The sequence below is a fragment of the Paenibacillus piri genome (assembly GCF_004354045.1).
GTDB lineage: Bacteria > Bacillota > Bacilli > Paenibacillales > NBRC-103111 > Paenibacillus_S > Paenibacillus_S piri.
In genome coordinates this window covers 60,731-74,150 of the sequence record NZ_SMRT01000013.1, presented here as the reverse complement: position 1 = coordinate 74,150, position 13,420 = coordinate 60,731, and the positions used below count along the sequence as shown (strand labels likewise).

Sequence of the window (13,420 nt, the reverse complement as noted above, 5' to 3'; positions counted from 1 at the left end):
CGAGGTCATCGAGATTGAATTCGAAGAAAAAGTAAAAAAGCATGAAATAAAAACTTGCCGTTACTTGCTCCGATTCTTTAAGACATGACATAACAAAAGGACAGATACAGGTATGATGCAAACTGCAGCAGCTAATCGAAGCTTTACCGTTTCAGGAATCCATCGGTGGTACGCGCTCGGAGCAGTCGCCGGACCTTACTTGTTCGCACTGGCATATACGACCTTAGGTTTTCTGAGTCCCGGGTATTCGCCTGTCAGCGAGTAAGTAAGCGGCCTCGGGTCTTGCCGATTGGAGGTATCGTTTGCGCAGACAGACGCTGCGTTTCTCCCCTTCATAGCGCACGCCCCTTCTCCTCGGATACCCTTCTTTCCGTCCGCAACATCAGCCATGGCCAGGAGCGTTTTGTTAAATGCATCGATATGCCAAACAACAACAAAGCGTCAACCGTATGGAATGCCGGGAGAAACCCGGTGAACGTTTGAATGGTCATGTGTTGCAACGCAGTGAGTGCAAACAGTCCCAGCGTCCACCACCGCAGTCCTCCCCGGATACTCCCAAGAAACGACAGCAAGAACATGATGATCGACCCAAATTCGAAATAATTGGCGAATGTGCGATGCAGCTGCAAGTCATCAGGGTTAACAAAAATCCCCATACCTGCAAAAAATACTTGGAGAATCACGCACACGAAGTAAACCGCTGCTAATAACGCGTAAACCCATCTAACTACCCGGCCGCGAGTATGCGTAATTGTTGCTTTTTCATTTTCCACGTTTCTTTTCTCCCTTCATTCATACAAGATTTGACCGCTGTTTTCGATTTCGAGATCCCCACGGTTTGAAGACGGACAGCATCAATATTGCGAGAAGAGAAAGGATCTGGAGAATAATCCCTATCCACAGCTCGCCTCTGTTCACGATGAACGCCGGATCCTGAAGGACGCTTGACCCTTCTGCCGTTGTCAGCTTGACAGCTTTGAGCGTCCAGACATACATGCCGATTGGTCCCAATGCGACGGAAAGAAGCGTCAAGCCCTCCTTGGCGATAATCCAGTAAAATTTGAAGAGCCCCCAATGGGTCCGTACCGACAGTAAAATCCCGGTGATTACAGCAAACACGACCGAATACCGAACAGCTGTCTTGGATAACACATGCATACTGGTATAAAACCCTTGAAGCATGCCGGCATCGTTCGTGGTTGCCGCGGCAATGCTCAGAATCAGAAAGACAAACGCTTCTCCAAGCATCAGGCCGGAAAACAACAGATGGAGTGTCAGCAGCCACTTTCTCTCGGTTGCTCCGATTTTTCCCATAATATTCACCTCCTGCTTTCAAAACCGATTGATTTAATGATAGTATGTATGTCTAAATGGACTCTTACCCAAATCTAAAAAAAGTATAAAACCCGAAAATAACATGTAAAGAGACCGATTTCATAAAACTGAATGAAATCGGTCTCTTTCCTGCACGCTATATTCAGTATGCGTTCCTACAAATTCAAGCGGTAGCCTACTCCCCAAATCGTCTCGATGTACTGTGGCTTCGACGGGTCGCTTTCGATTTTTTCCCGCAGCTTGCTTATAAATACGGTCACCGTTGCGTTGTCCCCCAAAGCGTCCAATCCCCAGATTTTTTCGAACAGCTCATCTTTGCTGAACACCCGGTTAGGGTGCATGGCCAGAAACAGCAACATATCGAATTCCTTGGATGTAAAGGCGACCTCCGATTCATTGACGAACACCTTGTGGGACCGCTTGTCGATTCTAATCCCTCTTATACGGATTTCGTCCTTCTGTTTGGCTCCGTTATCCGCCATCAAACGGTCGTACCGGGCCAGATGGGCTTTGACCCGGGCGACCAGCTCGCCCACGCTGAACGGCTTGGTCATATAATCGTCGGCGCCAAGACCGAGGCCGCGAATTTTATCGATATCCTCTTTCTTGGCGGAAACCATCAGGATCGGAATGTTCTTGCTCTGACGAACCTGTCTGCAAATTTCGAATCCGTCCGTTTTCGGCAGCATCAAATCGAGTATGATCAGATCAAAATCTTCTTCCAAAGCCTTCCGCTGGCCGATATCACCGCTGGCCGCGATCTCCACCTCGAAGCCGCTTGCTTCCAGATAATCCTTCTGAACCTCCAGAATGACCTGATCGTCCTCAATGATTAAGATCCGTTTCATGGCCGTTCACCGCCTGTCTTGTCTTCGGCAGCGTGAAATAAATAGCGGTCCCTTCTCCCGTTCGGCTTTCCGCCCATACCTTGCCACCCTGCCCTTCCACGATTTGTTTGACGATCGCAAGTCCGAGTCCGCTGCTTCCCGTATCCGTATTTCTTGACGGCTCCGCCCGATAGAACCGGTCGAAAATATGCGGCAGAGCCTCCTCCATAATACCTTCTCCGTTATCCTCGATTTTCACCGTAGCCGCGCCTTCGCCATCCAGCAGCTCCAATATGATCTCCGGCTTCGTCTTATTCATATATTTCAGACTGTTGTCGATAATATTCATAATCACTCTGCGCAGCTTTTCGCGGTCGGCGATTACGATGACCGGTCCTTCGCCAGCATAGGCGAACGCAACCGTTGTCCCGTTCATTCGCGGGTCCGCGCGAAACTCCTCCGCACAATCGCGCAAATAAGCCGCGAGATCGATAGCCTCTAGGTTAAAAGGCAGTCTCTTCAAATCCAGCTTCGAGAATAAAAACAGCTCGTCAATCAAACGGTCCATATCGTCCGTTTTTTTGGCAATCATGCTCATATATTTTTCCCGTTTCGGCTCCGTATCGGCGATGCCGTCGCGAATGCCTTCGACACAGGCTTTAATGCCGGCAATCGGCGTTTTCAGGTCATGCGAAATGCTTGAAATCAAGTCTTTACGGTTCTCCTCATACTGCAGCTGAAGGCGTATCGAATCGTTCAGCCTGATGCGCATTTCTTCAAAGGCGGCGCCCACCTCTCCAATTTCGTCCTTTCGCTTCAGGTTTACCTTCTGGCTTAAATCGCCCTCTTTGATTTGCTCCGCAGCACGCCTCAGCGCATACAAAGGCTGGATCAGGCTGCGGGAGACAAGCAGTGTCAACAGTCCGTTGGTCAGCCCGATGACTAGCAGCAGGGACAGAAAGAGCAGCGGGAAAAACCGGCTCGCTTCACTGTAGAATAAATTCATATCGGAAAACAGGAACAGCTTGCCGGCGCTGCCGTCACCAAACGTAAAATCGACCGTACTCACCGAGTAGCGTTCCCTGGTGTTTTTACCCCATCCGGACGTTTGCGGATCCTGGAGCTGCCGTCCCAAATCTGCTGCGTCCAAATTAGGGGAAATGAAGGTGATCCCGTTATTCCTCATAACGACAAGCCCCGTCTGAAGAAGCTGCAATTGTTCATCCGTTCTTTTCAGGAACCCGCTGTCCACAAGCCGGTCCGGGTCTGTTCGAGCCGTAAACTTTACGCCGGCAATGAGCTCGCTGTGCTCATTCGATGCTTTCCAAAAGGGCCCTCTCCCGTCACCGACTCCCGCCATATCCTTAAAAAAGACCGAAGCTAGCATCACGGCAATGAACGCGAACAGAACGACGGGAATGAAGGTCATGGCGATATAGGATAACAGCAATCTCGTCTTGATGGACATGAGCATATCTCCTAAAGTTGTTTTCTCTCGAACAGAAGCCATCCCCCTGTATAAGCCATTATACTATAGGAGAAAAGTAAAACGAACGTATTGAACAGCTTGCTGACCGAAGCCGCTTTTCCGATCCAAAGCACATACCAGTTCGTATAGGAAAAGACGGACCATACGGACAGGAAAGGGAAAAAGAACGGCAAAACCTTAGCCGCGGCGTAGATGCAGATCGTCAGCGCCATGGCTCCCGAGCTGCTGCCGAAGCACTGGGCGATGAATGCCGCAATCAAACCGATCGCGAACATGGGCACGAACGCAGCCGCATAAGCCTTGATGCTGTCCGCCAGGCTGCCCGTCATCCCTCCGCCCGGCGCGAACCATCCCGCTAAGACGGAGACGAGCCAAAGCGTCGCGAGCTGAACGCCGATGTAGAACGCCATGGCGAGCACCTTCGACGAGAAGGCTTTGGCCCGCGTAATGGGCCGTACCAGAATGAGCTTCATCGTTCGGGCGGCTTCTTCGCCGGAGAAGGAATCGGCGGCGGTTATAAACAGGAACAAAGGAAGCAAGGAGACGGTGAACAAGCTCAGCATCAGCATTGGCAGGCTCCCTCCGAGGCCGCCGAACACGCCGGCATTTTGCACCGAAGAGAGCATGACGGCGGAAAGAACCGGTATGAGAAGAGTAAGCATCAGAAAAACTATTGTCCTCCGGCGCTTCCACATTTTTTCGGTTTCATTCATCACATTTGCATATAAACTATACATGATACTCACCTTCTTGTGAAAATTGGATTTGCGAAACCACATACTCCTCGAGCGTCACTTCTTTATTTATCAGCTCATGGACGGCTCCAAGGCGTATTAAATGTCCGTTGTTCATAATCCCTATGCGGTTTGCTACCATGCTTAAATCATGCATCAGATGACTGGAGATTATGAAGGTAATGCCCTCTTCACGAGCCAGCTGCAGAATCACCCTGCGGAATTCGACCATTCCTTCCACATCCAGGCCGTTGGTCGGTTCATCCAAAATGACCACCTGTGGTTTTGACAACAAGGCCGAGGCGAGTGCCAGACGCTGCTTCATACCGAGCGAATAGACGTCCACCCGTTCTTTTTTGTAGTCGGCCAGGTTGACTTGTTCGAGGACTTGACTGATTCTTGTCTTCGGCAGGTCGCGGTAAAACCTGGCGGACAGCTTGAGATTATCGTAGGCGCTTAAATACTCGTAGGCATCCGCTGTTTCGATCATGCAGCCGACCTGTGCCATCGCCTGTTCAAAACGATCGCTTACGCTGTGTCCGAATATACGGATGCTACCTCGGTCCGGCCGTATCAATCCCATCATGATCTTCAGCATGGTCGTTTTTCCTGCACCGTTCGGGCCGATAAACCCGAATATGTCGCCCTTGCAAACCTCGAAGCTGATATTCCGGACGCCACGGCCGTTTGCATATAATTTGGTCACTTCTTCCACTTCCAATATGCTGCCCAACTTCCATTCACTCCTTCCAAGGGATTTTTTGTGGCGGGAGAGCAACCGGACCTGCTGGATGATCCGGTTGCTCAGCCGATTAATGATGCCAGCCGCCGCGGTTCGACCATTGATTCTGAATTGGAACGGTTTGTTTTCCCGTCAAGTCGATTCGATCCGGTGAAGTTTGGTTAAACCCGGAGAAATCGACGTGGAGCCGGATGGCGACCGCATGGCTATTGCCAGAACTATCCTTGCCGGTAACGTTGATTTCCGCCGTTTGCCCTACCAGAACATTGTCCGGATTAATCTTGGCGTCCAGATTGACGGCCTCCACCTTGATGTCGTCAACCAGCTTCGGCATGTTCACCTTCAGATCCGAAGCAGCGAAGAAGGGGTTCCCGTCTTTCCCGTCTTCGTTCCAGCCGCCGCGATGCCAGCCGCTCCCGTCATGATTCTTCGGCGAAACGGCCAGACTGCCGAGCGCATTCACGACTGCGGGAATCTGGCTTCCGGATAAATGTAGAGAAGCTTCCTTGCCGCCGTCCAGACCGTTCTCTACCGTCGCAAGTCCCTTCATATTTCCCATCAGCTGGTCAAGGACCTGCTCCGCCGCCTTGGGCATCCCCGGCTTGTCACCTTCATGCTGCGGGCCCGATCCGCTGTGGTCCATCACCCGGTAAACGTCATCAGCCGAGCTCTTGAAAATCACTTTGCCCTCCTCGCAAAACACATTCAGCGTCTGCGTATTCGTTCCATCGTTGAAAGCTGCCGCTACGCTGCCCGCCATCCCTGCTGCATGATTCAGCTTAACGTTCGCCGTACCGGACAGTACATTCTTCCCGTTATCGGTGATCGTCAAATCCGCATTGGCGGTAAGGCTAGACTCCGCCTTCAAATTTTTCGCTGCCGTTTTGTACGCATCATATCCGGATGTATTTGCCATTGCCGATAAACCCCCGACAACCAGCATAACGGCACCGATGCCGAAACCTGTTCCCGCGATCAACCATTTTTTTCTCATGATAGTCCTCCTGAATTTCATATTTTCTGAAAGCTTTCGGCCCATGTGATGTTTTTCGTCTTCACCTCCGCGCCAGACTCGCCGTAGCCTTCATGTATTCATCTTAGCCCCCATGTCTAAAGCGACTCTAACCGAAATCTAAAAAAACTATAAACTAAGAAAAAGTCCCGGCCATCGCACAGCAGGACGAAGCGGTACTGTTATTTTTTCGGAAAAAGGGCTGCCGGACTACCGATCATGAGGGAGCAAGGGTTCGGTCAATTCGTAAATGTCGCATCAAATAACAATCCCAGACGAGGATATCCAAGCCTGATTTTGTCGTGCAGCTCATTCGCTAGATTACAGACTTGTCGGCCAGTTAGTCGCTTGGCTTGTGGGGCAAACATACAGAAAAAGCCTCTTATTCCGCCGCTCGGAATAGAGGCTTACATTCTTCACACTCAAAAGGAACGAGTAATAAATAACTCAACAGGCCTTACTCTTTAATATTGTCCTTTAATTACAAAAAATGAGCCCCGAATTGTTCCCGCTAGTTTAGATTTCTGCCTAGCAAACTTAAACTTTCCTTCTAACTCCTTTGGTACCTCCATCCCCTCAGAAAGCTTAAACCCAACGGCCCGCTTCTTAGGGTCATCAACCGTATACATGACATTAAGCCCAAGACCATCCTCATAAAAGACATAGGTAAACTGGATATTTTCCACTTGAAAACGCGACGTTTCCAAAGGTTTGGCCGCAAACTCAATATCACGTTCTTCTTTCAAAATTCGGTTCACGTAATCAAGGCTATCCTGACTTTCGCTAGCTGGTACAACCGTAAATTCATGCTTGTATTTGTTCATAAAGTAACGGGCTTCATTAGCACGTAAACCAGCAAGCGCTTCTGCTACAGGTGAAGACTCCAAACCAACCGTAGACACATTTTTGAAATCAACGATATAGGACATTTCCATCTCTCCTCTTATCTCTTTGTTTCCTAACAACAGGAATCCACATTTCACCAGAAACTAAGTCATTCTCCAAGTTGTTTCTTTTGACGATACAAATTTAGGCCGAATGTAGAACATGAATTTTGACCGGCGATTTTGTTGATCTGATAAATGGTGTTCACATAAATTGGTATTAACAAACACCTCTTTAAACATACAACAAATATACGACGCTGTTGCGGCAAAACCCTTCATTTCAACGAATTGAAACCATATCGCTATAACTTGATTAAAGGAAAAACGTAGGATTCTTCATTACCGCCAATAAAACTTGCCGTCACTTAAGATACGGTTCCCCGCGCTGTCTGTAACGGCAAGTTTTAAAGGCCATCCCTTAGCGGGGTGGCCTTCCGTTGAAGTATCGAATAAACGACTCCTTTAGTCCCTTCGATCGAAGTAGTGGATCGGACGGATCTCAATCCCCCATCCAAACTGCTCTCCCGCACCCACCTGTACGGTCGGATGTAAGGAGGCAATCCGAATTGCTTCCTCCATGTCCTTTGCTTCTATGAGAAAAGCGCTGCCAATCATCTCCTTCGTTTCTATAAAAGGACCGTCCATAACCTTGACCTTCCCATTCGCCCGTCGCAAACATTTCGTTTCGGTGGCAAGACCAGCATCGATAATCACTTGGCCGCTCTTGTAGAGTTCCTCTAGGTGAGGCCGACATTCGTGCATAACGGCATCAATCTCTTCCTTGGGACGAGCATCCATTTTCGCTGATTCCAAGTAACCCAGACACAGGAATTTCATGGTTTATTTCTCCTTTGACGTTAAATTGAAGCTTTTTTTTGCCTCTATTTAATCAACGAATGATATACAATTAAATCGACATACCTTTAAAAGAAAATTTCCAACTTCAGTACATTCTCCGGCACGTTTCAACAGAAACTCTTTCTCGCGTTCGTTGACCGCAAGCGCCGCGGTGCGTTTGAATTCCAAATAGGCATCGTCGAGTCGCCCTAATTTCATGAGTAAATCTCCGCGGACGCTTGGTAATAAATGATAGTTTTTCAAGGATGGTTCCGACACCAACGTATCGACGATCTCGAGTCCTGTCGCTGGTCCAAATGCCAGCAATACGATAACCGCGCGATCTAACTCTACGATGGGCGTCGGCGCGATATGAGAGAGTGCGTCATAAAGAGCGGATATCCGTACCCAATCCGTCTCCGATGCGGTTTGAGCCCGGGCGTGACAAGCAGCAATAGCCGCTTGAATCGAATAAGGAGATCGTCCCAGAGCGCCCGGTCTTGATCCATAAGCAGAATGGGCTGCCCGGCCGAGTCGACCCGCGTTTTAAACCTAGACGCTTGGATTTCCATAAGCGCGACAAGTCCTTGGATCTCAGGCTCGTCGTGTACGATTTCCGCCAATATACGACCGATTCGCAGAGCCTCTTCACATAGTAGAGGCCGTAGCCACCCATCACCGGAAGACGCGGAGTATCCCATAGCCAAGCTCTTATAATTTGCGATCTCTCAACTTATTTCTGCGCAGCAAATCGATGGCCCGACGTTTGGCTGTTGCCATCAGCCATGCGCCCGGGTTATCGGGGATGCCTAATAACGGCCAGCGCTCGAGGGCGATAAGGAGCGCATCTTGTGCAAGATCTTCGGCAATTCCTGCATCTCGCACGATCCGTGTTAGACCTGCAATGATCCAAGCCGACTCGTTCCTCCAGATAGCATCGACGGAGAGATGAACAGCCGTGTTCGTCACGAAGATTCCTCCTTTTATGCACTGGATAAAAACATGCCACTACTTATGGTACGGTTCCCCACGCTGTCTATAACGGCAGTTTTGGAACCGTCCTGCACAGGACGGCTCCTCTAAATCATCTTGTCTTACGCTGACGCATTATCGAGAAAGATAGCAATATATTGGTAATTGATACGAAAATCATTGCCACGACTAATTAACATACCATAGTGCTCATTTCGTTTCTCTATCAAGCCCACACCTGAAAACAAAAATTCTTTATTTCTTTGCACCAAAATTTTTAAACGTTCAAAATATCCTCTGAAGTTAACTGGCGCATTATCAAAAAAGAACTCCTCGAAGTATACTCTTAAGGTATGATTTCCATCTCGTAATTCTAAAATAGCTCTTTTATCATCTGTTTCAACATTATGAATATAGCCCTCGGCACTTCTAGTCCAACCCACATCATCGTCAGTTAAATTAACTAACGACCTATTTCTAACAGGAGGTTCCTTAACATTATTCTCTCCGCTTGCCAAATCAGCATCTGGACCTGTTGTGGGGACAATGTTAAGAGTAGGATTTTCACCAGAATTTGGATTCACTGTGGGTCTAGGCTTTTTATTGTTACTGGATTTCGGCTTGTCTGTTCCCGACTCTTGTTCTCTTCTCTTTTTCTTCAGGTTATCAAGCACATTTTTAATATGTTTCTCACTTAGTGCCATAGTAGACGTAACACCCGATTTTTGTTTGTTTGCTGTCGCTACCCTCTCAAAATAGTCCACGCAATCTTGAATATGATCTTCTTTGGGCCACGTTTTAAAGTGAGCTCTCACTTTTCCTCTTGGTACATATGATAGCCTTGCGGTACAACCTGGATACGTACAGTACAAATTGTTCTTGACATCAGTGAAATTAGCGTGTTGTTCAATGTTACCAACATTCACCTTTTCTTCATGATCATCGGTTCTGTAATAAGCTTCATAAATTGAAATTGGCATATGATTTAATCAACCTCTCCTGTTTTATGGGACAGAAAGAAGTTCCTCTTTATGTAAGCCTACTAACCTCCTAGCTTTTTGTCGCTCTACAAACCCGCCTCATCTATTTCGGAACAAAAAGCCGAACGCTTTGTGAACATTTTGTCATAATATCATTTTCTTCTTGTCTAGTAATCTAGCATCTGATACTATGAATTCATCGCAAAAAAGAAACGGACAAGCATTTAGTAGAATACTCAATGTCCCCACATTGAGTGCTACCGAGCGGACAATTGGAAAAACTCTGTCCCACCTTTATTGTATATTTTTCCTATTTAGTTAGTCAAAAGGGCTAAAGTCGCTATTAGGCGATTTTAGCTCTTTTTCGTCTGTTTTTCCCGAAAATAGGTGCAAATTCCCCCTTGATCTCGCGCTCGCTTATTAGCACTCGTTTTTATTGAGTGCTAATAAATCTCCGCACTATCTGTAACGGCAAGTTTTAAAACAAAGAGTAGCAGTCGCCACTAGCGAAGCTACTCTTTTCTAGAGTGTATCAGTCTCACGATAACTTTCTACTTGAGGGTATATATTCTCCAAAGAGTTTATGATTACTTCATGTTGCCCTCTAGAATATTCTAAAAACTTCACATTATACGTTTTTTCAAAAGAATTTTTAATTGCCGGGTGCATCCCTTCTTCAATGATTGCGAAATGGGGATTTTGGCTTTTGAAAGAAATACTAGTGTTCTCCAAGGTAAGTAATATATCTGGATCACGTAGACTATATCCGATGAATAATACTGTGTTAGTAATAAGTAATGCGTCAAGCACCTGATAAAAATGAGGGTAGTCCCTTCTCGCTCTGTAATACTGTTCTCTACTCAAGATAATCTTTTCCGGGGTTGTAGCACTGCCATGAGCTTTTATAACTAATCGTCGAGAAGAGCGAATATCATTTATTATACCGTCTTCATTATATGATTTTATCGAATATAGTCCTTGATGTACTCCATCCTGACACTTTAAATCATAGATAAGGTCATAATTTGTTGTAATAACCATTTTTGGATCAAGACGATGGATTATATCATGTAGTCGTGACGGTTGAAATCTCGGGCGAAGTAGTTCTCTTCTAACATATTCATTCATTTCCGTGGATATTGTACAATGGTCTATCACTTGTGCACATTCCAAAAAGGATTTTTCTTCAAGTAATCTTAGTGCTTCCTCCCTGTCACTCTTAATATGAATTAAGGGTATCGCATTTCTTAAGAATTCACCCCATTGAGGGGGACGCCTAGTTGCATCCAAAGCCGAAACGCTTGAGGCTGATGCTCCGGATCCAAGAAACACAATACATCTTCGAGCGGAAATTTCCTCTATTAATGTGCTTGGAAAATTAATCATTTTGATTCCTCAAACTTATATTATCTCTTATTTTTGCTGCTACACTTGTTATTATTTCTTTGTATTGGGTCGTCTGTGTGTATCTAGACCCTCTAATTCCATCTGCTGACCTCAGTGCATGTATAGGTGCGGCTGCCGTTTGGGATAAAGGGACCAAACTATACATGTATGGTATATCTCCTAGCGTTGCGGCTTCTATGGATAAGTTTTCTGGAAAAAAATTCCCCAATTCTGCGCTTATTTCAGTTGGTATTCTTGCTAGTATCTCTTCATATGCATCGGTTGCACGTCTAACACCCGCAACTTGTTTAGTTATGTACTGCTGAATCGTAAATCCGATAAATGCGTTAGATGTCTTAGGTTCTTGTAGTATATGATATTCATCAAGAATTCCAGGATTTAATTCATTTGCCGTCCTGACACCAATTTGATATAACCTTGTCCATTCTTCAAGCCACTTCCCAATATTTCTAATCCCAATTAAACTAAAAATATCACATCCCATGGGTGCTACGAAATAATCCGAAGCAAGTAGTACTGAGCGGTTAATTGAACCTAAACTCGGCCCAACGTCTATAAACACGTAGTCATATTCAGCAAACTGACCCTGGCATATTTTGTTTAACCAGTTGTTTATTCTGAATCCTTCAACTTTACCCGCGGTAACATTACCCCAAGCTGTACTCAATCTATCTTCTATGACTGATAGTCTAGGATGGCCTGGCAGTAAATCGACACCAAATCTATTTTCATGGGCTCGAATTAACGGAATGTTCATATCTGGTTCTGGGTCTCCAGCCTCTAAAGGTCTTATTGCCTTTAGAAGTGTTGTATTCCTTGATACCGTTTCATCATCATATATCGCAATAGCTAATTCTTGACCAGCAATTAGCTGAGTAGAGTTACACTGGGGATCACAATCTATAAATGCGACACGCTTATTAAATTCAGTTGCAAAAATAGATGCAACATTGCATGCTATTGTTGTCTTACCGACCCCACCTTTGTTATTGAAAAAAGTAAGTACTTTCATAAAACTCCCCCTAAAAACATCATAAATCAACCATATTCTTTTTTGGAGTTAATTGTCAATATATGTTGTAAAAACTCGCCGTCACTTATGATACGGTTCCCCACGCATAATCTTAAATGCGCGGTACACCTGCTCCACCAGCACCAGCCGCATGAGCTGGTGCGGCAAGGTCATGCGCCCGAACGACAGCTTCAGTTCGGCGCGAGCCAATACCGCGGGGGCGAGGCCCAGCGAGCCCCCGATCACGAAGGCCACGTGGCTGCGCCCGTACGTGGCCAAGCCCTCCACATGCCGCGCGAGCTCCTCGCTCGAGAGCGGCATGCCGTCCAGCGCAAGCGCCACGACGTAGGCGTCGCTCTTGATCTGCGCGAGCAGGCGTTCGCCCTCGCGCTGCTTGACGAGCGCCTCCTCCGCGGCGCTCATCGATTCCGGCGCCCGCTCATCGGGCACCTCGACAATCTGCACCTTGGCATAAGGCCCAAGGCGCTTTACATACTCGGCGATCCCGTCGACGAGGAATTTCTCCTTGATTTTCCCGACCCCTACGATTTGAATATGCATCGGTCTGACCCGCCTTTCTCTAGAAGCCCGGTAAATAGCAGCCCGCTTCGCGAGCGAATCCGCTTTCTGTTGTACCCGGATTTCTTGAATGTGTACCCCATTAGCTATAGAAATCCGGGGACAAAGGTGACCGTTCTAGCTACTCCAGCACGATCCCGCTCTCTCCGCGATTTAATCATCGGACTTCTATCGTTATGTATGATCCGCAATCCTCTGCAAGCTTGAATACTCGTTTAGCCACGGGAATGAATGGCAGCATGATAGATTGCGGCACTAATGTCCCTTTCCGCTATCCGCCGCGGAGCGTCGAATAAACAAAAAGAAGGCCCGCCCCGTACCGCGCACGACCTCCTCCCCTTGTTGCTACACGACCAGGAAACGCGCCCGCTCCGCACAGCGTTCGCAATGCGCCGGCGGCTCCCACGCCGGGAAACGCACTTTTTCCAAATCGACAATGTCCGGCGCATCCTCGTATTCGTCTACGAATTGATCGATCGCCAGCTCCAAATGATCCTTGCACACGACATGCATCCTTTGACCCCACTCCGCTTTATCTATGATAGATTATGCCCTTCCAATTTACCTGCGGTCACCCTGGCAGCAGTGCTGCGTCTATCGCACCGTC

The 13,420-nt window shown here is 47.3% G+C and carries 14 protein-coding genes and 2 pseudogenes; all 16 read right to left on the bottom strand.

Features of this window, described 5'->3' with window-relative positions; all coding sequences use genetic code 11:
* Positions 1-332 precede the first annotated feature (332 nt).
* The 16 genes and pseudogenes from E1757_RS23590 to E1757_RS23520 all read right to left on the bottom strand — a co-directional run bounded on the left by E1757_RS23590 (position 333) and on the right by E1757_RS23520 (position 13,326).
* Entirely contained in the window at positions 333-773 is a 441-nt protein-coding gene (locus E1757_RS23590) for a DUF6220 domain-containing protein (protein ID WP_133232745.1), read from the bottom strand.
* Positions 774-792: 19 nt separating this feature from the next.
* Positions 793-1,314 carry a DUF2269 family protein gene (locus tag E1757_RS23585; RefSeq protein ID WP_133232743.1) on the bottom strand — a complete coding sequence of 174 codons (522 nt, stop codon included), beginning with the start codon at positions 1,312-1,314 and terminating at the stop codon, positions 793-795.
* Positions 1,315-1,490: 176 nt separating this feature from the next.
* Positions 1,491-2,183, bottom strand: coding sequence for a response regulator transcription factor (locus E1757_RS23580; protein WP_133232741.1), 693 nt, complete (start codon positions 2,181-2,183; stop codon positions 1,491-1,493).
* Complete coding sequence (locus tag E1757_RS23575; protein ID WP_133232739.1) at positions 2,161-3,630, bottom strand: sensor histidine kinase; 1,470 nt, start codon at positions 3,628-3,630, stop codon at positions 2,161-2,163. Before E1757_RS23575 ends, E1757_RS23580 begins: the two co-directional genes overlap by 23 nt.
* Before the next feature lie 11 nt (positions 3,631-3,641).
* The gene (locus E1757_RS23570) at positions 3,642-4,388 is read right to left on the bottom strand and encodes an ABC transporter permease (protein WP_165972255.1); all 747 of its coding nucleotides are present in this window, start codon (positions 4,386-4,388) and stop codon (positions 3,642-3,644) included.
* Positions 4,381-5,118 (bottom strand): ABC transporter ATP-binding protein, encoded by a 738-nt coding sequence (locus E1757_RS23565; protein WP_133232735.1) that lies wholly within the window; start codon positions 5,116-5,118, stop codon positions 4,381-4,383. The genes E1757_RS23570 and E1757_RS23565 overlap by 8 nt, the downstream gene beginning before the upstream one ends.
* A 79-nt stretch (positions 5,119-5,197) precedes the next feature.
* A complete protein-coding gene (locus E1757_RS23560) occupies positions 5,198-6,121 on the bottom strand; it encodes a hypothetical protein (protein ID WP_133232733.1) in 924 nt (307 codons plus the stop codon).
* A gap of 482 nt (positions 6,122-6,603) precedes the next feature.
* Entirely contained in the window at positions 6,604-7,068 is a 465-nt protein-coding gene (locus E1757_RS23555; RefSeq protein WP_133232731.1) for a phage tail protein, read from the bottom strand.
* A 60-nt stretch (positions 7,069-7,128) separates the two neighbouring features.
* Positions 7,129-7,326: pseudogene (locus E1757_RS36615) on the bottom strand (hypothetical protein); the annotation flags it as partial.
* Positions 7,327-7,488: 162 nt separating this feature from the next.
* A complete protein-coding gene (locus E1757_RS23550) occupies positions 7,489-7,863 on the bottom strand; it encodes a YciI family protein (protein ID WP_133232729.1) in 375 nt (124 codons plus the stop codon).
* A gap of 48 nt (positions 7,864-7,911) precedes the next feature.
* A pseudogene (locus E1757_RS23545) lies at positions 7,912-8,832 on the bottom strand (RNA polymerase sigma factor).
* A 125-nt stretch (positions 8,833-8,957) separates the two neighbouring features.
* A complete protein-coding gene (locus tag E1757_RS23540; RefSeq protein WP_246079432.1) occupies positions 8,958-9,815 on the bottom strand; it encodes a hypothetical protein in 858 nt (285 codons plus the stop codon).
* A gap of 522 nt (positions 9,816-10,337) precedes the next feature.
* Positions 10,338-11,201, bottom strand: coding sequence for an SIR2 family NAD-dependent protein deacylase (locus tag E1757_RS23535; RefSeq protein WP_133232727.1), 864 nt, complete (start codon positions 11,199-11,201; stop codon positions 10,338-10,340).
* Complete coding sequence (locus E1757_RS23530; RefSeq protein ID WP_133232725.1) at positions 11,194-12,234, bottom strand: ParA family protein; 1,041 nt, start codon at positions 12,232-12,234, stop codon at positions 11,194-11,196. The genes E1757_RS23535 and E1757_RS23530 overlap by 8 nt, the downstream gene beginning before the upstream one ends.
* A gap of 81 nt (positions 12,235-12,315) precedes the next feature.
* A complete protein-coding gene (rlmH, locus tag E1757_RS23525; protein ID WP_133232723.1) occupies positions 12,316-12,795 on the bottom strand; it encodes a 23S rRNA (pseudouridine(1915)-N(3))-methyltransferase RlmH in 480 nt (159 codons plus the stop codon).
* A 363-nt stretch (positions 12,796-13,158) separates the two neighbouring features.
* Complete coding sequence (locus E1757_RS23520) at positions 13,159-13,326, bottom strand: CxxH/CxxC protein (protein ID WP_133232721.1); 168 nt, start codon at positions 13,324-13,326, stop codon at positions 13,159-13,161.
* Positions 13,327-13,420 lie beyond the last annotated feature (94 nt).